The sequence below is a fragment of the Thalassospira lohafexi genome (assembly GCF_002844275.1).
In the GTDB taxonomy this organism is placed as follows: domain Bacteria; phylum Pseudomonadota; class Alphaproteobacteria; order Rhodospirillales; family Thalassospiraceae; genus Thalassospira; species Thalassospira lohafexi.
In genome coordinates this window covers 1-23,499 of sequence record NZ_NXGX01000011.1, presented here as the reverse complement: position 1 = coordinate 23,499, position 23,499 = coordinate 1, and the positions used below count along the sequence as shown (strand labels likewise).

The window sequence follows — 23,499 nt, the reverse complement described above, 5'->3', positions numbered from 1 at the left end:
TTTCTCCATCATCATATGTTCGCAATGGCGGTCCACGTCCTGCCACCGTCTGGGCTTTGTAAAACCCCGTCGTCATTCACAATTACGAGATCATCAGCGCGTAGCGGATGAACCGCGAGTGCTGTTGCGATAACTTCTGAACGCTTTAACCAGGTGACACCCGCATCCTGCGATTGCCAAATTCCGGATGGCAATCCGGCATAAAGTGTGGCCGGTCGCGATACCGCACTGACCAGCGCACTCACAGGTTCACCCTCAGGTAAGGGTACTTTGGGAGTTGCCTGCTTTCCGGACGCAAGAGCATCCATGGCATCGCCCGGCTGAACATCCTGCCAACGGCAGAAACAATCCGGCACACGCGTTACACCGGTATCGGTTCCGGCATATAGCCAGATCCCACCCATTCCGGTTGCCAGATCGACTGAAGACAGCGCTGTCAGATCTCGCTCGGCATTCGCTAACCATGGCCGGTCCATGACAAACACCCATGACTGACCAGCATCATCGCTCTGCCATAAGCCGTCACCGCGAATGGCGGCATATATGGTATCTGGGTTTGTCGCCGCAGTTGTGATGGCAGTGACTGCCGCTTTTGGCAGTCCTTGCCCACGCACGTCCCAACTTTTCCCGCCATCGACAGACAGAACTACGCCGCCGGTATCCAGACCGCCAACAATGCGGCCCGGCCGTTCCGGATGTGTTGTAAAAGTGAGAATGGTGCCTTCCGACACCTTCGGCAGCGCTGTCCAGTTTTGGCTCCCACTGCGATAAAGAAGCGCTGAACCGCGTGCCACGATCAGCGCATTACCGTAAAAAGCGATTGCGCTGCTTGTGCTTTTACTAGCCGCAGCAAAGGCCGTTGCGGGCAACAGGCAGAGGCCGGCACCCGCCACGAGACCGTGAAGCAGCGCACGTCGGGAAACGGGACCTGCGACTATGGTATTTTTCTTCATATGCGTATTTCTCAAGGAGTTGGAGCGATCAGACCGTAATCCGAATCCTGCTCACAAGGGTCCTATAAGGTTTGATCTTCAGAGGCCGGGCACCAGTAAAAGCGGGACGCTCAAGGCCGGGGCGGATTGCCGCCTGCTCGTTGAGTGAAGCTGAAGCTATGCTTTGGTGCATGTCGCGACTGCGCCAGGAAATACCGACCAAAGCCGACATTTTGGCACCCGTAGATCGGAAAACATGATTTCCAACCTTGTCTGAAGAAGCTATAAGGCCCACAATAAAAATTGCGAGCACAAAGCATGTCATGAGAAATCGCGGTGATGCCCCATGACACTGATATCCTCAAACCAAATCGGGTTAAAGAGATATCAGTTCAGAATGTTGGTTCTGGGAGGGAATGGATCAGGAGAGTTTGAGCGGCTGGTAAGGCTGCCTGTCGGCCCGAAATGCGCGACCGAGGCGAGCGCAGGTATTGCAACTTGTACAGGCGCAATTGCGATAGTCGATACTTGAGGACACGCAATATCGCAGTCCGGCATGCTGTCGCCGCTGCCAGAACAATCCTGACAATTGTCTATTGCCAATTCCGCCATCGGCATACCGACCTTCATAACAGCAGCATTGACCGTCTGGAAACTTGTCCCGACGGCAAAAGCAGCTATCAAAAGTATGGTCAAAAACCTGATGCGATTGAGCATAGTCTACTTCTATCCCAAGGATGCGATGCTGTCTATATCGAACTACAGTAAATCCTACTGCTGTCAATCTGGCACACCTCTGTGCCCATATCCAGAGACCAGGAGAATTGTTGGGTTACGCAGCATTTAATAAGATTTGATTGTGCTTCATCTATAAATTGATTGTTAGCAAGTCATACCCGCAGATTAGTGAATAACTCAGCACAACAGGTTGTTCATCTGTAGCGCATAACGTGATTTCATGGCGATGAATGCAGTAATCTATTGTTTTCACCTTGCTGATGGCTCAAGCAGCAGATGTAAATTCGTGAAATAGTCTGTCTTTGCCACAATATTGCCACTTGACGAAACCGGGGGAGCCCGATATTGCGTATGTTGCAATGCATCACTAAGGAACATTCCGTGCGCATCCTTTCCTGCTTTCTTGCAATCGCGATAGCCATGACAGTTCTGCTGTCGGGGGTTGAGGGTGTGCAAGCAGGTTCGGGACATGGCCATGACAATCATCACGGCGTCATGATGGATGTTTCTGATAGCTCGCAACATGATCGACGTGACATGCATGCGGATCTTTGCGGTATGGCGGTTTGCGGCCCGTTCGTTAAAGAAGTAGAAGGTGTTCTGTCTTCCAGCCCAACGGTGCTTGCGGTAACATACTGGTATCAGGACCTGACTTTGACTTCCGCAGATTTGGACGTTAGAGCCAAGCCTCCGCGTTCCTGAGATATTTCAGATTTTCCGAACATCCCTTTGCCTGGTTCAATCACTGTTCCTCGAATGAAACAGCGTTTTGCCTGAATTACAGCAGCGCAGACTGTTGTCGTGATTGAACATGGGACGAGGGCCTTCTTACTGAATATCTATTAGGAGCATGTACATGCCCAACTTCAAGAATTCCCTTATGCGTCGCGTTAGCGTTTCAACCTTTATTCTTGGCGCGCTTGTCGGTCTTCAGTCACCTGCCTTTGCGGGTGCGGGTCATAGTGGCGGTCATAATGACGGTGCATCGGAAATCGGGGCACCCGGCGAGATATCCGATGTGCGGCGCACCATCAGAATCACGATGGAAGACAATTTCTACGACAAGGAAAAAATCATTGTCCGGGGCGGTGAAACCGTTCGCTTCGTTATCGAGAACAAGGGCGAATTTGTTCACGAATTCAACATTGGAACTGCAGCCATGCATGCAGGTCATCAGGAAGAAATGATGATGATGATGGAACATGGAGCGCTTGAGGCCGACAAGATCAACATGGACATGATGGAAATGGACATGGGGAATGGAATGACCATGAAGCATGACGACCCCAACAGCGTTTTGCTGGAACCGGGCAAGTCGGCTGAGGTGATCTGGACGTTCCCCAAAGATGCGGAACTTGAGTACGCATGCAATGTCCCGGGTCACTATGAAAGCGGCATGGTCGGCAAAGTCCGCCTGCAGTAATCGGTCATCCACCTTCCTGCGCCAGAGGTTTTTCTCCCTTGGGCCTCTGGCGCACCTGATCTTTTTGGATTTCAAAAAATGAAACAGAAATTTGCCCGCAGTGCCCTTTGGGGTGTGCTGGCCGCTATTGCTGTGTCTTCGACAGCCAATGCGGCGAATTACGATCTGTCTGTTGATTACGTTACAATTGATACCGGTGAAATGAAAACCACAGGTATCGGATATAATGGGTCTTCCCCTGGTCCGACCTTGCGTTTGAAGGAAGGCGAAGAGGCTGTCATCAAGGTGACCAACAATCTTGATGAGGCAACGTCCATTCACTGGCACGGACTTATTTTGCCCTATCAGATGGACGGGGTGCCGGAAATCAGCTTTCCGGGGATTGCGCCTGGTGAAACATTCACATATCGCATTCCAGTCTCGCAAAGCGGTACCTACTGGTTCCACAGCCATTCCGGTTTTCAGGAGCCGGACGGGGCGTATGGTTCGATCATTATCGAACCCAAAAAGCGAGAACCGTTCAAGTTCGACCGGGAGTATGTGGTTGTCCTGAAAGACAAGCACCCGCATTCCGGCGCACGTATTTTGCGCAACCTCAAAATGATGCCCGATTATTATAATCGCAACCAACGCACCCTTGGCGATTTCATCAGTGATGTCTCTGAAAATGGCTTCGGTGCGACGTTGTCGGAACGTGGTGACTGGGGCAGCATGCGCATGATGCCGACCGACATCGAAGATGTTCAGGGATTTGTCGGTCTGATCAACGGAAAGTCACCAGAGCAGAACTGGACAGGTCTGTTTAAGGCCAATGAACGTGTGCGCCTGCGCTTCATCAATGCATCTGCCATGACTTACTTCGACGTCCGTATTCCGGGACTTGAAATGACTGTTGTGCAGGCCGACGGCAACAACGTTCAACCGGTCAAGGTTGATGAATTCCGCATTTCGGTTGCAGAAACCTACGATGTGATTGTTCAGCCGACCGCAGATAAACCTTACGCAATCATGGCGGAATCGATGGGGCGCTCGGGTTATGCATTCGGGTCGCTGTCGCCGCAAGAAGGGCTGAAAGCTGAAATGCCAGCCAGACGCATGGACGCTCCGTTGTTGACAATGGCTGATATGGGGATGGATCACGGGAACATGCCCGGGATGGACCATTCCTCAATGAGCAGTGGTAACGAGAACAGCATGGCTGGAATGGACCATTCGAATATGGCCGGGATGGATCACTCTCAGATGGCGATGTCCAAAGATGATCCTTTCTATGCCGCTGGCAGTGGTTTGACACCAAAAGCAGCGAATGGCGGCAAGTTCTTATCTTATGCCGACTTGAAGGCACAGAAGCCCTTGTATCCGGAGCGGCCGGCAACGCGTGAAATTGAACTGCGTCTTACGGGAAACATGGAGCGCTATACTTGGTCAATCAATGGCGTCAAATACGAAGATGCAGAACCTATCCGCTTGAAATATGGCGAACGGGTACGGTTCAAGTTCGTCAATGAGACCATGATGTCACACCCGATGCATTTGCACGGGATGTGGTCAATCCTCGATACCGGTAACGGTAAATGGGATCCGGTAAAGCACACCATCAATATCAATCCAGGCATGACTGTTTATTCGGAAACCGAAGTTGATGAACCAGGGCAATGGGCGTTCCATTGTCATTTGAGCTATCACATGGCTTCTGGAATGTTCCGCAAAGTGATTGTTGAGGGCGGTCCAGCCGTCGCAGCACTTGAGAATGGAGTTCAATAACAATGAAAACCCTAACTTTGGCCGCGATTGGTGGTGGTGTTCTTGCCACGATCCTGTCCTTCTCGTTCACTGCCAAAGCAGACAATCACATCTTCTATGGCATTCAAATGGAGCAGTTTGAATACCGATCAGGTGATGAAGACGAAAATCTCTTTGTTTGGGATGGTGACGCATTTGTCGGAACCGATGAGTTGAAGCTGCGCTGGCAAGGCGAAGGCGAGCGTGATCTCAAAAACGACCTTTACGAAAACTTCGAGAACAGGCTGGTCCTGCAAACACCAATCAGTGACTTCTTTGATGCCAAGGCCGGTATTCGTCTGGATACGCCAAGCACAACAGATCGTTGGTATGGAACGGTTGGTATCATGGGGCTTGCTCCTCAATGGTTTGAAGTCGACGCTGACCTGTTTGTCAGCGAAACCGGAGACGGTAGTGCGCGACTTGATGTTGAGTACGAAGGCTTGTTGACCAATCGTTTAATCCTCACGCCTTCGCTTGAGCTGAATGCAGCATTCTCTGAGGATCGCGAAATTGAGGTCGGGCGCGGGTTTTCAAGCGCAGAAATCGGACTGCGGCTTAGCTATGATCTAATCGACCGAGCCGTTGCACCATACATTGGGGTTGCCTATGAACGCAAACTTGGCAAAACCGCAGACTTTGCAAAAGACGACGGCGAGGATTACGAAGCAACTTACCTCGTGACCGGTCTCCGCCTTCTTTTCTAAGCTTCATATGACAGGGAGGATTTTCCTCCCTGTCTGTTTTTATCGAACCTTTTGAAGGAACCTGACACAGATGATGGAAATCGTCCACGATATGGGGCACCGTTTAACGCACTACATATCAAGCGATGCACACTGGTGGGTTCATTTTGTCTTCCATTTGGTTGTGTTTGGGGTTCCGGTTGCACTTATTATTATTCTCAGTGCAACGGGATACAGGCTTTTAAAACGCCGCAAATCTGTTCTTGCGTGGCAGGCTCAAAAATCCTTCTCAAAGAACGGAACACCGCTCCTGCAGTACATATTCAGAGCATCATGGAAACGACAGCTAAAACTGGGCCTGCTGGCAATAACGTCACTACCGGCACTTTACATGAGTCTCGAACTACCGAAGCTAATCATCAACAACGCCATAGAGTCCGGACACTTCCCAATTATGTATATGGGTATAGAACTGTCACAGACGCAGACGTTGCTTGCACTATGCATGCTGTTCCTCTTGGCAATTGGCTTACATGGTGGATTGAAATACCAGGTCAATTTGCAATCCGGTGCGTTGGCAGAACACATGTCACGCCGCCTGCGGCTCGACATCTCAAAATTCAGCTTTCGAAAGCCGTCCCCCAGAGGCGGGGAATTAATTCCGGTTATTGTTCAGGAGGTAGAGCCCGTAGCTGGGTATGCATCGGAGTCCATTGTATTACCTTTGTTACAAGGTGGCACGTTCCTGACTATTCTGGCTTTCATGCTCGTGCAAGATTTGGTCTTGGGCATCGCCGCAACAGCACTGTTGCCGCTTCAGATTTTTGTCATTCCCAGATTTCAAAAGAAAATTAATGCTTTGTCTCGAACGCGGCTGAAAGAAGTCAGGGTTCTCGGGGAGAAGATCGGGAATATCTCAAACGACCACCAGCCAAGTGCTCGGGATATTTACGGGTCGTACAAACGACTTCACGATCTTCGTCTTTCTATCCACAAAAACAAGTTCGCCATGAAGTCTTTAAACAACTTTATATCTCAGATGACGCCGTTCTTCTTTTACACAATAGGGGGGTATCTGGTGATAAAGGGCGACCTCACGCTCGGAGCACTAATCGCAGTATTAACTGCATACAAAGACATGGGCGCTCCGCTCAAAGAGCTCTTTCGTTACTATCAGGCGCAAGCCGATGCTCATGTCAGATACTCCGAAATCAAACCTTACATCTCCAAGGAAATCGAGATTACGGACAATCAGTTTGCAGATGTAACGGTTCTATCTGAAGCAGGGTAAAAAAAACTTACCCATAGTTGAGGTAGGTCAACGTAACTCGATATTCAGGGGCATATGTGTTACCTTCTGCCCAGAGGGAATTTGATCAATGAATGCACAGCAAGCACTTATACGCGCCGTACTGATCCTGCTTGTCGGGATCAGTACTATAATGCTTGCTCCCCATATTGCAGTCGCGTCCAGTGGCTCCTTTCCTGCGCATTCTGCAGAAATCAGTGATTTCGACATTGATCACCAACATGATCTGACTTCGTGCTGCCCTCAGGTTTCTTGTCACTCCACATCAGCGGTCCTTACCGAGATTATCCTACCGATTTCCGAGTTTTCTCCTGTACAGAACGGGATAGAAGAAATGTCCCTTCAACCGGTATCTCGGTCATGGATTTTCCAACCTCCCATATTCTGATCCTCCCAAACAAATAGCGAATAACTGTTCTGATTTCTGCGCGTGCCGATGGCTTGCATACAGATTGAGCGTCGGTATTCGGCACCATGCTGTTTTCATACAAAACAGTCGGACTTAAAGGTATTTATGGGATGGCAAAGAGAAATGGAAAATATTCTCAGTTGGTTGCTTTGGGGAGCCTTCATCATATTGATGATGCGCTTTGGTTGCGGTGCTCACATGTTTGGCCACAAAAAGCACACCCACAATAAGAAACAAGCGGACGGTCATGCTGAGGCAATCCGATGGGAGCACCCTCATTCCGCCGTTGACCCGGTTTGTCATAAAACTGTCGACCCGCGCATCGCCAAAACAACCATTCATAGCGGCGACGTATTTTACTTCTGTTCAGACACCTGCCGTTCAGCATTTGAAGCGTCACCAGACAATTATGTCGGTGGCAGCGCAATCACCCGAAAAACTCATGTATCGCAAGGCTAGTTCAGCGAAATCATAGGCAGCAGCAACCTGACCAAGGTTGCTTAGTTCGCATTGTCTGACGTTTCTTCGACTACTCGATGTATACGCATAAAACAAAGGCCAGAAGGAAATGAAAAAAGAAATCAATTGGTTAAAGTACCTGGTCATCGGTTTTTTCGCAGTAGGGATCATCGCCATGACCCTGAATTCGTTTCTGCCCGGGAAAGATGACATCAAAGATATTGAGCTGACTGATAGTGGGATTGCATTACCCAGTTTCAGCAAGGAAGCAATGGTAGGAAAGCAGCTTTTCGATATGAACTGTGTTGTCTGCCACGGACGCAATGCAAGCGGCACAGAACAAGGTCCGCCGCTGATACACCGGATCTACAATCCGGGTCATCATTCAGACCGCGCATTCTACCTTGCTGTTGGAAACGGGGCGAAACAACATCACTGGCCCTTCGGCGATATGCCGCCCCAACCTCAGGTAAGTTCGGAACAGGTATCACGGATCATTCGTTACGTACGTGAGCTACAGGAAGCAAACGGCATCGCGTACCAAAAACACCAAATGTGAGGCAGGGATGGATCATCAATCAGAATACAAGAAAAACAGTATCTCGCTCGTTGGCGCGATATCCATGGGCACCGGTGTTATGATCGGGGCAGGAATTTTTGCTTTAACGGGACAAATTGCCGAACTTGCAGGAAAGTGGTTCCCGTTGTCGTTCCTATTTGGCGCACTTGTCACTGCTTTTAGCGCATATACATATATAAAGATGTCAAATGCTTTCCCGTCCGCGGGTGGGATCGGAATGATCCTTCAAAAAGCATACGGGTCAGGAGCCATAGCAGGTGGCGCAGCATTACTGATGGCCTTTTCGATGGTTATCAACGAGAGTTTGGTGGCAAGAACATTCGGAACCTATGTCTTGCGCGCATTTGACTTGACAGAGCTTGAAGTTCTTATACCGGTCTTGGGTGTCTGCCTGATCATTTTTGCATATGCTGTCAACAGAGCAGGCAACAAATCGGTTGGCCTGCTTTCGATGGTCATGGCCGCATTGAAGATCGGTGGAATTGCGTTGTTCGCGATTGCAGCTCTGTGGGTTGGCGGATATTCATTCGAACCCTCATCAACCGACAGCGCGAGCTTTCCATTAGCCGGTTTTGTTGCATCAATTGCTCTTTCAATTCTAGCCTTCAAAGGGTTCACTACGATCACAAACAGCGGTGCTGAAATCGTGAACCCACACAAGAATGTTGGCCGTGCGATCACGTACTCAATCCTGATTTGTGTTGTCGTATATATTCTCGTGGCGCTCGCTGTTGGCTCAAGCCTCAGCTTGGATGAACTCATAAAAGCCAAAGACTATGCCCTTGCCGAAGCCGCAGCACCTGCATTGGGCCCCACCGGATTTTATCTGACTGTGCTACTCGCAGTCGTTGCGACGGCCTCCGGTTTGCTTGCAAGCGTGTTTGCTGTCTCAAGAATGCTCGCCATGCTGACCGACATGGAGATGATCCCACACAGTCATTTTGGAATGTCAGGTTCAATTAAAGACCACACGCTTGTTTACACGGTTGTCGTGGCAGCGCTGTTGACAATCTTTTTTGATTTAAGCCGGATCGCTTCACTTGGAGTGTTTTTCTATCTCGTCATGGATGTGCTCATCCACTGGGGATGCTTTAAGTATCTACGGCAGGAAATAGGTGCACGCGGCTTTGTTATGCTTACAGCGATTGTCTTTGACATCATCGTATTGCTCGTTTTCGCCGGCATGAAATTGCAAAGCGACCCATCCATTGTTCTCATTGCAACCTTGATGATTGTTTCTGTGTTCATTTTTGAACGTTGGTTCCTGTCAAATTGGATAAACCAGTCGGCCAAGGCGCACAGTCACGATCACTCAGGACATTGATAAACCGCAGTGACATTGAGGCATAACAGCAGGAAGCAGACCATGTCTGAGCATCATCATAAGAAGCACCAGCATCATCATAAGAAGCACCAGCATAATCAACGAACGTCCGATCAAGCAGAACATGCAACCGATCCTGTTTGCGGTATGTCGGTCACTGTGGATTCCGATACGCCACACTCGCGGTACGGCAGTGAGACATATTATTTCTGTTCCCAAAAATGTAAGGGAAATTTCGATAGCGCTCCTGAAAGTGTATTGTCCGCAGAAGAAGAGACATCTGCTGCAAACAGCGCTTCGTCATCCGCTTCTCGCCGCTACACCTGCCCGATGCATCCAGAGATCATACGATCCGGACCTGGTTCCTGTCCGATCTGCGGAATGGCACTGGAACCGATGGATATACCAACAGAAAATGACGAACCAAACCCCGAGATTCAGGATTTCAAAAAGAGATTCTGGTTAGGCGCAGCTCTTACGGTGCCGCTGATTGTCCTAACGATGGGGCCCTTTGTTGGTTTGGGTTTCATCCGGGAAATGATTGGAGAACGCGTTACTCTTTGGGTTGAGTTAATTCTTGGAACGCCTGTCGTCCTGTGGTCTGGCTTCCCTTTCATGGTTCGTGGATGGAATTCTGTGGTGAACCGTTCTCTCAACATGTTCACATTGATCGGGATGGGTGTTAGCGCAGCTTATATATTTAGCGTCGTCGCAGTGATTTCTCCTGACATTTTTCCTGATGGATTCAGAGATGCACAGGGACATGTCGGTGTGTACTTCGAAGCTGCAGCTGTCATCGTTGTACTTGTGCTTCTTGGCCAACTGTTGGAATTGGGGGCTCGGGAACGAACCGGTTCGGCAATCAAGGCGTTATTGGGTCTTGCTGCAAAAACAGCCCGCATTATTGAAGATGATGGTTCTGAACGGGAAGTTCCTCTTGAAGATGTGACCGTCGGAATGAGCTTGAGAGTTCGTCCAGGTGACAAGATACCTGTCGATGGCGTTGTCGTTGAAGGACGATCGTCAGTTGATGAATCCATGATCTCGGGTGAACCCGTTCCAATTGAAAAGAATCCAGATGATGATGTAACCGGAGCAACAATCAACGGGAATGGCAGCCTGATTATCCAAGCCAAACGGGTTGGCAAAGATACTGTCTTGAGCCAAATCGTTGATATGGTCTCTAATGCTCAGCGAAGCAAAGCGCCAATCCAAAAGGTTGCAGACACGGTTGCAGGCAAGTTTGTGCCTGCTGTTATCCTGGTTGCTTTAGTTGCCTTCGTCGCTTGGGCCATCTGGGGACCAGATCCGTCATTGTCATACGGGCTTGTCGCAGCAGTCGCTGTTCTGATCATTGCGTGTCCTTGCGCTCTTGGTTTGGCAACACCAATGTCAATCATGACCGCTACCGGTCGTGGTGCGCAAATTGGTGTGCTCATTAAAAATGCAGAGGCCCTGGAGCGATTAGCGAAGGTCGATGTGCTCATCGTCGATAAAACCGGGACTTTGACAGAGGGTAAACCGAAACTAGCAGGTGTAATCGCTCAATCAGACTATCAGGAGGAGGAAGTTCTCTCTGTCGCTGCGGCGCTCGAAAAAGGATCCGAACATCCATTGGCTGACGCCATTGTTAGTGCTGCTCAGGAGCGCGGCTTGTCCCTTGATAAGGCAGAGGACTTTGAAGCTGTAACCGGTCAGGGCGTCACCGGAAAGGTGGATGGCAAGTCGGTTGCCCTAGGTAATAGTAAACTCCTTCAGACTCTCAATATCGATCATTCTGCTGTTGATAAAACAGCAAATGATCGGCGAGATATGGGGGAGACGGTAATGCATGTCGTTATTGATGGAAGAATTGCCGGGCTCATTTCCGTAGCCGATCCGATCAAGGACACGACGTTGGAGGCTTTAAAGGCGCTCAAGAAGCAAGGCTTCAGAATCGTCATGGCAACCGGTGACAACCAACGAACAGCAAAATCCGTTGGCAATAAACTTTCCATTGACGAGATTCGGGCCGATGTCTCCCCAGAAGACAAAGCCAATTTAATTATGGAACTCAAGGCTGAAGGCCATCAGGTAGCCATGGCAGGTGATGGCGTCAACGACGCCCCTGCTCTTGCTCAGGCTGATGTCGGAATTGCGATGGGTACGGGCGCTGATGTTGCAATTGAAAGTGCTGGTTTCACCCTCGTCAAAGGTGACTTGAGCGGGATTGTTAGAGCCCGAGAACTCTCGGAAGCAACGATGCGCAATATCCGGCAAAACCTCTTCTTTGCGATGGTCTATAACGCAGCCGGTGTGCCTGTTGCTGCGGGTCTGCTCTATCCGTTCTTTGGCATTCTCATCTCACCAATGTTTGCAGCTGCAGCCATGAGCTTATCCTCGGTATCAGTCATTGCGAATGCACTGAGGTTACGTCGAGCAAGTTACTAGCATCCCAATATTGACTGATTGGGCGAGGGGTGAACCAGACAAGGCTGACTTTAATACAGGACAGTTCGCCCCTCGCCCATTTTAAATGACATACCAACCAGCACTCAGAACTTTAAATATCTTCTGATCCGTTCCCAAAACTCATCTGTCGACTTTTTACACTTGGTAGCCAGAAATCTATTTTCACCTTGATAATTTCGAGTTTACGCACCGATAGATGCAATCCTGTATATTTACATTGTAGGGTTACATACATGCGATCATCATCAATTGGCCAATCTATTTTCATCGAGTCAGTGTTGATGCATTTATCTTCTAACCGCCTATACAATTTGACTGAACAGTTTTTGTGTGAACAAAAATAATAATATATTTGTATTTACTCTTTTAAATCAGATCTCTGAATAATAACGAACTATATTAAATGTAATGTAAGCAAGGACGGATGTACGATTGCACGAAGCCCTGAAGCAAAGGAGTTGGGGATCAAGATGGGGCAACCTCTGTTCCAGATCCGCAACCTGGTACGTCGGCATGACGTGATCGTCAAATCCAGCAACTATGCGCTTTATGGCGATATCAGCCGACGGGTGATGACGCTCATAGCAAACGAGGTGCCGGACAGCGCAATCTATTCGATTGATGAAATTTTCATCGACTTGGACAAAATGCCCATTGATCATGATCGATGGGCACGGGACCTGAAAGCGAAGATTCTGCGCGAAACCGGGATACCTGTCGGGATCGGCATATCGACCACAAAAACGCTGGCGAAACTAGCAAACCGCTTGGCAAAGAAATCCCCCAAGGCAAAAGGCGTGGTTGTCCTCAATGATCAGAAATCGATTGACCTCGCCCTGGAGCGCACTGAGGCAGGCGACGTTTGGGGAGTTGGGCGAAAGTTCGCCCTCAAGCTCTCGACCATCGGCGTTACCTCTGCCCTCCAACTTCGCGATATGCCTGATACAGCCGCACGGAACATGATGACGGTCGGCGGCCTGAAAACCGTGCGCGAACTGCGCGGCATTCGCTGTATCGATCTCGATGACAGCCCAGCCTCGCGGGAAACCGTTTCTGTGTCCCGCTCCTTTGGGAAAGAGATTAACGACAGGGAAATGCTGAGAGAAGCTTTGATCTCTTTTGCTGGTCGAGCGTGCTCGAAGCTTCGTCGTATGAATTTAGTCGCACGCAGGTTTCAACTCTTCATTCTAAGCAACAGATTCAAGATAAATCGACCACAGTTCTCCCGTGGTTTTGAACTGACTCTGACACCGGCCACTAATGATACCAGGACCATGAATAACTTAGTTGGCCAAAACATGCAGCGGATCTGGACTGACGGGTTGGAAGTGAAAAAAGCCGGCATTCTAATGCTAGGTTTGTGCAATCCGCAGGATGCACCAAGAGACCTTTTCACAGGGCAATGTCAAACGAACAACAGCTTGATGAAAGCGATTGATCAGCTTGAGGGAAGATTTGGGAAGGAGGTTGTGACAATTGGTAGAAGGCCCCGAGCGAATGGTCTGGACTGGTTTATGACTTCCAGCAATCGGTCACCATGCTATACGACCAGATGGCGTGACATTCCTGTAATCCGTTAGACACCTGTTAGCCTTATAACACCGTTTCTACCTGCTTTTTTTAGCTAACCCATAAGTGCCACACAGCAATATCCCCTGGTAATTTGCCACCTTGGCCACCATGCACATATTTGAAGTAGCGCCCATGCTCGGATCGGGCGGCATCAGGCAATGAGACCGCGCATTTTTGTGGTAGTGACACCACTGCATACTCAGGTGGTGAACGTCGCGTTGCCGCCTCGAGAAATGGACTTAGGTGGCTGGTGGTAGAAACCCCGTCCCTGACGTAGGCTAGCATCAGGGCCTCCTGATTAGTCCAAGCGTAGTCGCCAGTTGTAAACCGAGCTAAACCATCCCGGCAATAGAGGTCAACTGTCTTTCCCTTCGCTATATGGATGAGCTTGCATTCAACAATCAACGGAAACAAGTGCTGCCGGCTCGTCAGGGAAATCTGGATATCAGGCCGCATCTCAAAACGGGTTGCGTCGTAATTCTTCGTTTCCGTACCACGAGAAACCGACCTAACCAACAGACTGGCCAAAGAGTTCTCGCCTACTAGATGGTTCAAGCGATCAACCATTAAACTGTTTAGATGTTTCTCTTCGCCGCTGGAGACTGCCGCATGGTAGTCCGCTTTGATGCCAGTATAGGCGTTCTGCAGTAGTTCTAGGATGACTTCAACATGCAAGTGATCAAGTGCCGGCAGCGGCAACTCTTGCCCGCGGATCAATTCTGACAAATGATCTTGCAACATCGAGGGCGTTCTGCTCATACCGCAGGAAGCTCCGTAAACAACTCCGGTCTTGACCAGATTATACGCTGGGCAGCAAGGCGTGCTTGTGTTTCGCTCCAGTATCGGGATTGAGCAAGGATCAAAATAGCTAAGCGATGCTTGCCGTTGTCCATGATTATTTCAGTCGCACTGGTGCGATCAGCAACTGCGGTAAGAGTACGAATCTCGGCAAGTGAACTCACCATCTGGTTTTCAGTTTCAGTGTCGCGGGACGTAGAAATGTTAAGCACGTGCCAAGGGGACGATTGTCGAGTAGGAGCATAGTCTACACGAACAGTACATTCGAAGCGTTGTGCAAATCTGGCGAGTTCGGCCTCCAGCGTTCGACAATAGTTTTCGATCTGGTCGATTGAAGGTTCGCTCTGTGCCAACTCCCGATTTGAGGCATAAGGGAGATTGAACCGCAACGTATCTTCGATAATGGTCACGTCCCGTTCGCCCAACCCATACAGTTTTGCGACCCAAACATCGACGTCTGGCCAAACATCACCGCCCTCTTCTTCCAACCGAGCAAAAAGGTCGCGCACCTCCCGCACCTTATCCTGCGAAAGTGTTTCAAACGGAGGAATCATGACCTCCTCAAGGATGGATTTCTCAACAACCTCACGTTCAAAGCCGAATTCGCCACTGGTAATCAGAGATATCCAAAGCGCGACGCGACTACCAAGTACAAGTGCAAGATAGCGAGTCAACAAAGAAGCTTTATCAGCTCCCTTGGCACTAAACCCATACCAGCTCTCATTGAATACAATGTCTTGATCGCAGACTGACACCTGTATCCTCTGTAGCTTGGCTGGCGGAGATTTGCGAACGAGCAAGATCGGTCCGTTATAGATCGCTCTATCTCGCGCACGATGAAGGCGCTTCGCACCAAAAGCCGGAAGCCGTGAGGGGTCAATGACTAAGGTCGCTGACGACACGTCATCAAGATGAGGAAGCCCATGCATTGGAGTAGCGTCCTCACCGATATTTCCATCATCCTGCCTCTTGCTACTATCTCGAATTTTTTGGTAGCCGTTTCCACTGGCAAGCTCCCCGTCACATAACTCCTGCCAATAGCGGCTTAGCTTCGTGAAACTGCCTCGCCTCACCCTATCAATTAGCGAAAGATCAGCCTCACTACCGCGAAATAGGATCTTCAGTGTTTCCGGACGCTCCCGCAGGTCTTGTGGACGCACAACGTATGCGTTAGCCGCGTCGATCCGCATTACTCCGGCGTTATTGAAGCTCTTTTCATAGCGAGGGGTAAGCATCCGAAATCCGGACGCTGTATGCGAAGGTCGGTTAACGGCAAAGAGGAGGCAAAACGGAGCCGAAATGCTCGGCCAGACCTTTGTCCGGCGTAGCTCAGAGCCGTTGATGATCGATGTCACATCAATCGCTTCCAAGAGGCTCTGTCTGGCAAGCGGCATACCATCCCCTTGCTGGAAGAGGAAGCGCGCATGTAGTGCAAATATGATTTGAGCATCAGGCTTTGCCCAACGCATTGCTCGCCAGACAAACGGTAAATCAAGAACTGCGTTGGGCAAAGAAGGAGGAGCGATATCGGCTAGGCCTCTGCTTCGAGCGATATCGTGAACTTCCGCAAGCAGGAGCCTCCAGTCTTCCAGTCCGGTCGCACTGGCCCACGGTGGGTTCCCAATCACTAGGTCGTACTGACCATCATGCTCCTTACTAATTAGTGGGCCGAGGCTACCCAGTTGCTTTGCTTCGGGGCGATCAATATCAGTGGTGTCGATTGGACGATGCAAAACGACCCCGCGCAAATCGTCGAAGTGTAGCTTGTCCACCGGTCGAGGATTGGGGTCGAGTTCAATTGAAAGCAAGTAGAGACCAAGAGCGCAAAAACGCAACGCTTCTTCGTTGATGTCAAACCCTCGGACTTGACCATAAAGGATTTCGCGGAGCGCCGTCGTGCCAGGTCTTTGACCGTCGGATCTCCAACGCGCAGCAACTAACTCACGAAACGCCGCAAGCAGAAAAACGCCTGCGCCGGCTGCGGGGTCCAATATCCGCGCGGCGGCAGAAATGCCCTGACTATCCAATCCACGAAACGCCGCCGAAACCATCAAATTGGCAATCGGATGAGGAGTATAAAAGCCTCCCTCCTGCTGTTGCTTCTTTGGGGCATGCTTTCGCAGATAATACTCATAAGCTTGGCTAAGCACACCGACCGGAATGTGTGAGAAATCCAGATTATCCCACTGTTCTCTCCATCCCAGTGACAGTTGGCCACCCTCAGCGCGCCGCAGAATATTACCAAGCACATGACATGCTTCCAAGGTAAGTTTCGGAAACACTGCATTTGACAACGGGAGCAGCTCACCGTTGAAGGTCTTATCTAGCCACAAACAAGAGAGGCGCACTAAATCTGGTTGGTCGAACAGCTCATGTTCTTCAGGGCTAGCTTCGTTGACCGACGTATACCTCCCCGTAATATCCTTAGCTGAAGGCAGTAAACCGCGATCAGCAAGAAAACGCATGAAGAGCGCCCGTCCGACCAATGATATCGCGTCCTCACCCGAAAGGTCGGCATCGGCTTTGAGAGACGATATAGCTTGATCAAGTAATTTCAGAATGACGCCGGTGATCCACGTCCTATCATTGACTTCAGCAGCCGGGCGCAGGTTCGCCAAGCGCGGCAAGGTAAGCCAAGTTTCATCATCGGAGACGCCGGCATCAACGCGCACCTTAGAAAGAGCATGGCGATCTAGTGCGATCCGATATACATCCAACCTTCCTGGGAAAACCACTCCGAGGTATGGCGCATCACCTCGCATGGCGAGAATCCGTCGAATTCGCTTAAGCTGCTCAAGGTCTCCGTTTAGCCGGTCGCCATCTACAAGGAATACTAACGGGCACCCTTGCCACTCATAAACACCTTCAACCAGGCGTAAATCGTCGTCACTCTCGCGAGCCATGAGAATTGTCGAATAGGCAAGCAACTCTGGCGCCGGATTGTGGAATAGACGAATGCCGTCGCGATCAGCGCCCAGATCATCAAGGATATTGATCATACCGATCATAGTTCTGCCTCGAACCAGAGTAGCCAACCCAAATGGTTAGCTCGATATTGCAAGAGAGAATAGAACGTTATCATTCGTCAAGATCCAGTGGCACCTGCCGGTCGCCCCCGAACTGGCCGGACTTTGCTCGGCCGCGAGGCTTTTTAGCGGTTAGTTCCACCTTCGCCAACAGCCCTTGGAAATCGAGCCCATTAACGCCCATCTCAGCCACGAGTGCTGCAATGATCGCCAAATGGTCAGGAACCACACCTGAACGGGCGTAATTTGAAACAGAATTAGGGTTCATTCCAATTAATTCGGCAAACGCCCTGACGCTTAGGCCTGCTCGCGCGAGATCGTGGAGAAACTTTTCATAAACCATTGCATCAAAGCCCTGAACACATAATTTTATGTACATTCACACATAGAATCATGTGGAGCAATCAAATAAACATGTACGAGACAGGGGGAGGGTGAAGCGACGGGATCCGGATCTACTAGGGCACCAAGCACCAGAACATCAATCCACTCGGTAGATCCGTGCGTGAACTGACGCTTTTTTCATTGGCCTAGAGCAGACCGAACCTGCAACTGTTGACGGTTCCGAAGCAAGACTGGAGAGACGTATAACATTGTAATGGATAGATCACTTTACGGAGATTGCTACAAGCATATTCGAGCTCAACTCCAATTATGAATATGGCTGGTTAGTCACATGAATTGTCAAGAAGACATGCTCCTGATGAAGCGTTGCTATTCTTCTGTCGAATTCGATCATATTCAGCCTGTTGGCGGGCTGCACGTCCAGCATCCTCACGAGCCTGCTGGACAGTTTTGTACTGATCAGGTGTTAGCCATACATCCTGACCGTGCTGGCATCCGTTGTTGAGCTCTTCTGGTAGGACCATCTCGCTTTCATAAGTCATCAGGTAACCGAATTCTTCCGCATGCCCCAGGAGAACAACAGAGTCCCCTTTGTGGATGTTGCAGGTATCATGTGCCCAACCGTCCCCGGCAGGTTTTACGGCGTAAGTATCTGTGATAGGAAACGTCTTCTCCGGAAGCTCATTTGCATAAGCGGAACTGGTCACGAAAGCCAAAACGATTAGGGACTTTTTAAGGGCGTGCATTAAAATTACTCCTCTTGGTTGCACCTGAACAAAATTCGATTATTCCCCGAATAAATCGTCCGCCGCCTTGGCTATAGCCCAGCGAATGAAGTTGTTCTTGGAACGCCCAGACTTCTCGGCTGCTTCCTCCAGAAGCTCCCACTCCGCTTGGTTGAATGGTAAGCTGATCGCCTTGTAATCACGTTTCATGCCTGGGGCTTTTGGCGGCCGCCCCATCCGGCCGGGCTTGGCACCTTCATCCACCCGGCTTGCAAATTCTTCAACCCGCTTGGGATCAACGTTAGGTATCTCCGAGTTTTTCTGCTCACGTCGCTTGACCATCAAAATATCCTTTGTATCAGAGCATTGATCTCGGAAGCTGCCTTGGGGTTGTCCATCTCGACGACACTACGACCCTCCGGAAGGGCATCCCGATAAACCTTGCGCTCACAGATGACCTCGGCAAGCAACTCGATTTCGGGAAAGTCTGCCAGATATTCACGAGCCTCTTCACGTTCACGAATGACTGGATTGGTGGGAACCATCGCCATAAGACCATGGACTTCAAGCCCAGGATTGAAATCCCGTGCTTCAACAATGATTTTTTGCAGTTCGCCCAAAGTATCCAGGTCCGCATTCGAGGGCTTGAAAGGTACGATCAGCTTATGAGCCGCTGTCATTCCTGTGCGAAGCTCCCGACTGTCTTTCCCCGGTGCATCAACAATCACATACTCGTATCGATTGTTCATATCGACCAGAGTGTCCCGGATATTGTCATATTTCTGAACGCAGTGGACTTTGGGAAGGTCGGGGTTTTCATCCCGATCCAGAACCCATTTTGCAGCAGTGCTTAGAGGGTCGGCATCCACCAGCACGACATCATTCCCACGGTGTGCGAGAGCGGCACAAACATTAACCGCCGTCGTCGATTTTCCACAACCACCCTTGCGGCTTCCAAACAAGACAATCACAGCATTGCTCCTGAATTAAATCAATACATAATCAGTATCGGTAAAATATTTTTCATGTACCTGAGTTGGCGCGTTCTCGTACCTGAGTATCTTTCGCCCCAACATGGCTTTGACGCATCTTTGCAAATCGCCGTTTAACGATGGTACGCGCATGTTCGCGATTGTCATCTGACACAGGGGCATCAACTGAACCGTCCAAACGGTAGCGAACACTTTCATCAAGGCCTATGGCCATCTGGTATCCGGTTGCACCGGTATAGCGCCTCAATGCGACCTTCAAATCAGCAAGCGAGGTTTCCGAACTTGCCATGGCACGAAAAAGGTCGTGGGCACCGATCTGGAAAGGCTTGATTTGATCGGACGATGTTTCAGGCAAGATCGCGATCTTCTCGATCAGGAGAGATTGCAGTTCCTGTGCGGCCTTCAATTCAAAGGCCCGCGCCAGGATCTTGCGCTCTGCTGACCAGAGATTGCCGCCAAACTTCCTTTTGTCGTTCACCTTCTCCTCCGCTCCTGTTATCTAAAAACTTAACTCAAACGATACTAACTAAATATTTATTTAATACTAAAATTATACTAATAAAAAACTTAAACAGTATTTATTTATATCTAATATTGTCGCTTGAGACAAGCATTAATTTGATACTGAAAAAGTATTTTTTAGTCCGCGGTTATGAGGCATTGCACCAGCCTTCGCGCATGCCGCCATCGTAGGGAAGCGCAAGTCCCTCATTGATCAAGATGTCATGTAGCCAGGCATCCCCGATTGCGACCCATGCGACAACGCGTCCGCCATAACGCCCCCACTTGGGATCACAGAACTGAACCGAAATGTTGGATTGAATTGCATGATCAAGAAGGCTGCGCACACGTTCTCGCGCTTGTATGGCCTGCCCTTTCTCTGCTTCACATTGCCCACGGATCTCCGGTGTATCAACGCCACCTACCCGAACTGACATGTCGGCAATCACAGAAGGTAGACCGGGCATTCGGATGTAGATCGTATCGCCATCATAGGCGTAGGCACCCCGACTTTCACGCAAGGGCCATTGAAAACACTCAATAGCGCTCGCCTCAAAGACGGGATGGATGGAGAATGAGATAAATATCGAACCAATATTGTATCGGTACTTTTTTAGTATTGTTGTAGTCCTTATCGCAAACCAGTCCAATATTAACATCCGGGGCCAATGCTTCTGGATGACAGACTTCGAAGTGAAAGAAAATCGGAATGCCACCGGCAAAATGTTGCCGGTTTTGATGGCTGTTATCAGTGCATCACTCATACTGTCCCCACTGTACCAACGGGCTGATATGCCACGCCATTACATGTCTCTTCACCGCAATGCACTTTGAGACCGGGTTTGCCCCAGACCTGGGCAGAGCATGACGGGCAACGATACTTGGCGCGATTTGATTTGTTTTCAGTGGTGACCTGATGAATGGCAGCCACAGCGGATTTGCGGGATAGCTCGCCAAGGTCAACGTCTTCGGGTTCTACTGGCGGGAAGCGGTCGAACCAGGACAAGGTATATTCAGTCGTCAACAGATCCGCGCACGCACGGTCAAATGGCCCATCATCTATGATGTAATGGGTCATCTGTTCACCGACACGACGCCCGCCCGGTTCACCTGTATTGCTCGGCATCAAGCCAATCTGCTCCATGAAATCAGCCCATTCATGGTTATGATAACCACGCCGCCCGGGCTTGCCGAAATGGAATTGCCATTGGTGCGCCATTTCATGAACAAGGGTGGATAGGGTCACACGAATAGGCCGGGCGACGAAATAGCTCGGATTCATGGCAATTTCATCAGTAAGCTCACCTGTGCTGCCGCAAACGAACCGTTCATAGGAGTAATAGCCAAAGGTTCGCTTGTTTCTCTGAAGCGTGATGAGGCAAGCGGGCAGCTTCCCGCCGAATATCGTCCGGTTGAAGTGATCGAAAGCGGTCTGAAGCTCGCCGTAGGTTTCGACTGTTGGCGTCGGGACACTGATGGGATGAATGTTACCCATTGCCACCTCCCAACGCAGGGAGATAGCGAATTGCCCGGTCCATGAATTGCGCTTCGGCCTTCTGCGGGCTCCAGGGCAACATGAATTCTGGATATGGCAGCACATCGCCCGGGCAGAAATCCTCGACAACCAAATGGTCCACGGCATCCCGGTATTCGGTTGCCTTCAAACGCTGATCGATATCTTCAATCTGTTCGAGGATCGCATGCGGGCATGGCCATTCAAGTCCGGCCGCCAACGTGAACTTGCGACGGATGGGCATGACGACATGGGTTTCAAACTCGACCCAAATACCAAGCTCACGCATCCGGTTCTTGATCGGCGTGATCAGATCCCCGGTTTCGTCTTCCTCAATGTCATGCAAAAGGATGTAACTTTTGACTTCCAAGGGGGCGCGGTCGCAGGCATCGACCAAATGCTGTGCAACGGTAATGTCACTCGCACCATTCCAGCGCCGCAACCGGGAAAGAGCGCGAGCTTTGGCCCGGAACATGGCAGTGCGATCAGCAAGTGTTTCAGCCTGTCGTTGAGAGTTTGAAGCCAACTCAAGCATAACCGCCCTCCTGACGTTCCAGGGCACGAAGGCTATGGCGAACCGTGTCACGCAAGCGAGCTGCTTTGAGCATGGAATACAGATAGCTGGCCGGATCTCGAACACCCTGCCGGTCAACAGCAACGACAACGGCCGCGAGCGCTGCCCATCCATGCTTGTCAAGCGCCACGCGCCAGACAGCCGGCCTGAGCTTGACCTGATTGGTCAATATCCACCGAACGGCGGAAACCACAGACTGGATTGCGGCTCCAGACGGCTCCGGCCCGACCAATTCGCAAAGTTCTGCTGCTGTGAGCTGTTTTTGAAGAGTAGGGGATGACTGAACCATCAAGAACAGGATCTCAGTATCCACATCGATGTCATTAAACGAACTGTTCGATCCATGCCCAAGCGTCGCTTGCGAAGCCCCGCTTTGTACAAGGTTCGTAGAACCGGGATTTAGCTTGTAGGATTTATGGTGGACAGATGTGTCCGCCCCCCCGGACTCTTTATGCTCTTTATGCTCTTTCTGTGTCTCTGAAACGGGTTTCTGCTGCGCTTCCATTCGCGCCAAATCATCTCGTTCCTGACGTTTGTATTCCCGTGCAGCTTCAATCTTCTCATCAAGGAAATTTTCCGCCTGGCGAAGTTCGTATAGGCGTGCCGCCACTGGTCTTAGATCGATGCCCGCATTACCAGACGCTCTTGTGTTTGTTTCGGTGTAACGTCGTATTATCCAGTGGTTGGCCTCAAGAAGAGAAAGGGCTCGGCGGATTGAGCGTTCATTCTTGCCGGTAATTTCAGCCAGCCGTCTGTTACCGGGGAACACTGTGAGCCGACCAGATCGCCACGCCTTTTCATCATAGACGTGTTCAATCAGGACAACCAGCAATCTGACGGAAAGATCTGTGAGGCAGGGTGATCGTTGTGCAATTGCGCGGGAAACAAGCCCGACAACGGAGGCCGTTGTTACTTCACGGGCACCACCAAAGCTATCTGCGAGCCGCAAAAGGTCTTCATAAGTATCTGTCCTTGCGGCGATACCCGTAAACTGGATCTCGTCCATTCTGGCGTCATTGTCAGTTATGGATTCGTTCGTCGTCATTTTTTATCGGCAAAGGCATAAAATCGCAATGTTTTGGCGCTTTTGCGCTTGACATAGCGGTCCCGTTGCCTAAACTGAAACCCATATTTCACGTGGGCAGTTTAAGCCTTTCAAATACCCGTTGGTTGCAGCCGACGGGTTTTTTGCTTTTATAAGCTATTGAAATCTTTGGGGAAATTTACCTCGTAAGTGCCGCCTCCAATTAGAGGGCGACACCTGCGAACATTTTTCTCTTGTCGGTAGAATCCTTGGAGTCTATATCTAAGACTTGCCAAGGAAGAGAAAACTGGTTGCGGGGGTTGGATTTGAACCAAC

The 23,499-nt window shown here is 50.2% G+C and carries 23 protein-coding genes; 10 read left to right on the top strand and 13 right to left on the bottom strand.

The window, feature by feature from the left end:
• Window positions 1-11: 11 nt before the first annotated feature.
• Window positions 12-953, bottom strand: a complete 942-nt coding sequence (locus tag COO92_RS20160; protein ID WP_022733243.1) for a WD40/YVTN/BNR-like repeat-containing protein — start codon at window positions 951-953, stop codon at window positions 12-14.
• A gap of 366 nt (window positions 954-1,319) precedes the next feature.
• Window positions 1,320-1,649, bottom strand: coding sequence for a hypothetical protein (locus COO92_RS20150; RefSeq protein WP_022733245.1), 330 nt, complete (start codon window positions 1,647-1,649; stop codon window positions 1,320-1,322).
• Between the two features lie 366 nt (window positions 1,650-2,015).
• Between COO92_RS20150 and COO92_RS20145 the strand changes: the two genes are divergently transcribed.
• From COO92_RS20145 to COO92_RS20100, 10 genes are all read left to right on the top strand, one after another.
• Window positions 2,016-2,372, top strand: a complete 357-nt coding sequence (locus COO92_RS20145) for a hypothetical protein (RefSeq protein WP_133125091.1) — start codon at window positions 2,016-2,018, stop codon at window positions 2,370-2,372.
• Between the two features lie 154 nt (window positions 2,373-2,526).
• Window positions 2,527-3,093 (top strand): cupredoxin domain-containing protein, encoded by a 567-nt coding sequence (locus COO92_RS20140; RefSeq protein WP_022733247.1) that lies wholly within the window; start codon window positions 2,527-2,529, stop codon window positions 3,091-3,093.
• A gap of 78 nt (window positions 3,094-3,171) precedes the next feature.
• Window positions 3,172-4,857, top strand: coding sequence for a copper resistance system multicopper oxidase (locus tag COO92_RS20135; RefSeq protein WP_022733248.1), 1,686 nt, complete (start codon window positions 3,172-3,174; stop codon window positions 4,855-4,857).
• 2 nt (window positions 4,858-4,859) lie between these two features.
• A complete protein-coding gene (locus COO92_RS20130) occupies window positions 4,860-5,582 on the top strand; it encodes a copper resistance protein B (RefSeq protein WP_022733249.1) in 723 nt (240 codons plus the stop codon).
• 70 nt (window positions 5,583-5,652) lie between these two features.
• Entirely contained in the window at window positions 5,653-6,852 is a 1,200-nt protein-coding gene (locus COO92_RS20125) for an ABC transporter ATP-binding protein (protein WP_022733250.1), read from the top strand.
• Between the two features lie 550 nt (window positions 6,853-7,402).
• Window positions 7,403-7,738, top strand: a complete 336-nt coding sequence (locus tag COO92_RS20120) for a YHS domain-containing protein (protein ID WP_064789705.1) — start codon at window positions 7,403-7,405, stop codon at window positions 7,736-7,738.
• A gap of 109 nt (window positions 7,739-7,847) precedes the next feature.
• Complete coding sequence (locus COO92_RS20115; RefSeq protein WP_101304749.1) at window positions 7,848-8,297, top strand: c-type cytochrome; 450 nt, start codon at window positions 7,848-7,850, stop codon at window positions 8,295-8,297.
• A 7-nt stretch (window positions 8,298-8,304) separates the two neighbouring features.
• Window positions 8,305-9,642, top strand: coding sequence for an APC family permease (locus COO92_RS20110; protein WP_101304748.1), 1,338 nt, complete (start codon window positions 8,305-8,307; stop codon window positions 9,640-9,642).
• Between the two features lie 42 nt (window positions 9,643-9,684).
• Window positions 9,685-12,072, top strand: a complete 2,388-nt coding sequence (locus COO92_RS20105; protein ID WP_101304747.1) for a heavy metal translocating P-type ATPase — start codon at window positions 9,685-9,687, stop codon at window positions 12,070-12,072.
• A 404-nt stretch (window positions 12,073-12,476) separates the two neighbouring features.
• Window positions 12,477-13,673 carry a Y-family DNA polymerase gene (locus tag COO92_RS20100; RefSeq protein WP_338063627.1) on the top strand — a complete coding sequence of 399 codons (1,197 nt, stop codon included), beginning with the start codon at window positions 12,477-12,479 and terminating at the stop codon, window positions 13,671-13,673.
• Between the two features lie 40 nt (window positions 13,674-13,713).
• On the opposite strand, the gene COO92_RS20095 is transcribed toward COO92_RS20100, so the two are convergent.
• The 11 genes from COO92_RS20095 to COO92_RS20040 form a co-directional block, all read right to left on the bottom strand.
• Window positions 13,714-14,424 carry a hypothetical protein gene (locus COO92_RS20095; protein ID WP_101304745.1) on the bottom strand — a complete coding sequence of 237 codons (711 nt, stop codon included), beginning with the start codon at window positions 14,422-14,424 and terminating at the stop codon, window positions 13,714-13,716.
• Window positions 14,421-17,471, bottom strand: coding sequence for an HsdM family class I SAM-dependent methyltransferase (locus COO92_RS20090; RefSeq protein ID WP_165792415.1), 3,051 nt, complete (start codon window positions 17,469-17,471; stop codon window positions 14,421-14,423). Before COO92_RS20090 ends, COO92_RS20095 begins: the two co-directional genes overlap by 4 nt.
• Window positions 17,472-17,541: 70 nt before the next feature.
• A complete protein-coding gene (locus COO92_RS20080; RefSeq protein ID WP_198413569.1) occupies window positions 17,542-17,868 on the bottom strand; it encodes an XRE family transcriptional regulator in 327 nt (108 codons plus the stop codon).
• Between the two features lie 289 nt (window positions 17,869-18,157).
• A complete protein-coding gene (locus COO92_RS20075) occupies window positions 18,158-18,580 on the bottom strand; it encodes a hypothetical protein (protein WP_101304744.1) in 423 nt (140 codons plus the stop codon).
• A 39-nt stretch (window positions 18,581-18,619) separates the two neighbouring features.
• Window positions 18,620-18,901, bottom strand: a complete 282-nt coding sequence (locus tag COO92_RS20070; protein ID WP_101304743.1) for a hypothetical protein — start codon at window positions 18,899-18,901, stop codon at window positions 18,620-18,622.
• Window positions 18,901-19,530: a division plane positioning ATPase MipZ gene (locus COO92_RS20065; protein ID WP_101304742.1), complete on the bottom strand. Its 630-nt coding sequence runs from the start codon at window positions 19,528-19,530 to the stop codon at window positions 18,901-18,903. The genes COO92_RS20070 and COO92_RS20065 overlap by 1 nt, the downstream gene beginning before the upstream one ends.
• A gap of 52 nt (window positions 19,531-19,582) precedes the next feature.
• The gene (locus tag COO92_RS20060) at window positions 19,583-20,029 is read right to left on the bottom strand and encodes a ProQ/FINO family protein (RefSeq protein ID WP_158246497.1); all 447 of its coding nucleotides are present in this window, start codon (window positions 20,027-20,029) and stop codon (window positions 19,583-19,585) included.
• 172 nt (window positions 20,030-20,201) lie between these two features.
• A complete protein-coding gene (locus COO92_RS20055; protein ID WP_101304740.1) occupies window positions 20,202-20,816 on the bottom strand; it encodes a thermonuclease family protein in 615 nt (204 codons plus the stop codon).
• Window positions 20,813-21,547, bottom strand: coding sequence for a SprT-like domain-containing protein (locus COO92_RS20050; RefSeq protein WP_198413568.1), 735 nt, complete (start codon window positions 21,545-21,547; stop codon window positions 20,813-20,815). The genes COO92_RS20055 and COO92_RS20050 overlap by 4 nt, the downstream gene beginning before the upstream one ends.
• Window positions 21,540-22,100: a hypothetical protein gene (locus COO92_RS20045; RefSeq protein WP_101304739.1), complete on the bottom strand. Its 561-nt coding sequence runs from the start codon at window positions 22,098-22,100 to the stop codon at window positions 21,540-21,542. Before COO92_RS20045 ends, COO92_RS20050 begins: the two co-directional genes overlap by 8 nt.
• Window positions 22,093-23,184 (bottom strand): helix-turn-helix domain-containing protein, encoded by a 1,092-nt coding sequence (locus COO92_RS20040; RefSeq protein WP_101304738.1) that lies wholly within the window; start codon window positions 23,182-23,184, stop codon window positions 22,093-22,095. The genes COO92_RS20045 and COO92_RS20040 overlap by 8 nt, the downstream gene beginning before the upstream one ends.
• Window positions 23,185-23,499 lie beyond the last annotated feature (315 nt).

Coding starts and splice junctions, on each gene's coding strand:
- COO92_RS20105 (WP_101304747.1), top strand. CDS start 9,685: ATGTCTGAGCATCATCATAAGAAGCACCAGCATCATCATAAGAAGCAC.
- COO92_RS20130 (WP_022733249.1), top strand. CDS start 4,860: ATGAAAACCCTAACTTTGGCCGCGATTGGTGGTGGTGTTCTTGCCACG.
- COO92_RS20050 (WP_198413568.1), bottom strand. CDS start 21,547: ATGGGTAACATTCATCCCATCAGTGTCCCGACGCCAACAGTCGAAACC.
- COO92_RS20120 (WP_064789705.1), top strand. CDS start 7,403: ATGGAAAATATTCTCAGTTGGTTGCTTTGGGGAGCCTTCATCATATTG.
- COO92_RS20110 (WP_101304748.1), top strand. CDS start 8,305: ATGGATCATCAATCAGAATACAAGAAAAACAGTATCTCGCTCGTTGGC.
- COO92_RS20055 (WP_101304740.1), bottom strand. CDS start 20,816: ATGAGTGATGCACTGATAACAGCCATCAAAACCGGCAACATTTTGCCG.
- COO92_RS20125 (WP_022733250.1), top strand. CDS start 5,653: ATGATGGAAATCGTCCACGATATGGGGCACCGTTTAACGCACTACATA.
- COO92_RS20160 (WP_022733243.1), bottom strand. CDS start 953: ATGAAGAAAAATACCATAGTCGCAGGTCCCGTTTCCCGACGTGCGCTG.
- COO92_RS20045 (WP_101304739.1), bottom strand. CDS start 22,100: ATGCTTGAGTTGGCTTCAAACTCTCAACGACAGGCTGAAACACTTGCT.
- COO92_RS20075 (WP_101304744.1), bottom strand. CDS start 18,580: ATGCACGCCCTTAAAAAGTCCCTAATCGTTTTGGCTTTCGTGACCAGT.
- COO92_RS20115 (WP_101304749.1), top strand. CDS start 7,848: ATGAAAAAAGAAATCAATTGGTTAAAGTACCTGGTCATCGGTTTTTTC.
- COO92_RS20080 (WP_198413569.1), bottom strand. CDS start 17,868: ATGTACATAAAATTATGTGTTCAGGGCTTTGATGCAATGGTTTATGAA.
- COO92_RS20150 (WP_022733245.1), bottom strand. CDS start 1,649: ATGCTCAATCGCATCAGGTTTTTGACCATACTTTTGATAGCTGCTTTT.
- COO92_RS20135 (WP_022733248.1), top strand. CDS start 3,172: ATGAAACAGAAATTTGCCCGCAGTGCCCTTTGGGGTGTGCTGGCCGCT.
- COO92_RS20095 (WP_101304745.1), bottom strand. CDS start 14,424: ATGAGCAGAACGCCCTCGATGTTGCAAGATCATTTGTCAGAATTGATC.
- COO92_RS20070 (WP_101304743.1), bottom strand. CDS start 18,901: ATGGTCAAGCGACGTGAGCAGAAAAACTCGGAGATACCTAACGTTGAT.
- COO92_RS20040 (WP_101304738.1), bottom strand. CDS start 23,184: ATGACGACGAACGAATCCATAACTGACAATGACGCCAGAATGGACGAG.
- COO92_RS20090 (WP_165792415.1), bottom strand. CDS start 17,471: ATGATCGGTATGATCAATATCCTTGATGATCTGGGCGCTGATCGCGAC.
- COO92_RS20140 (WP_022733247.1), top strand. CDS start 2,527: ATGCCCAACTTCAAGAATTCCCTTATGCGTCGCGTTAGCGTTTCAACC.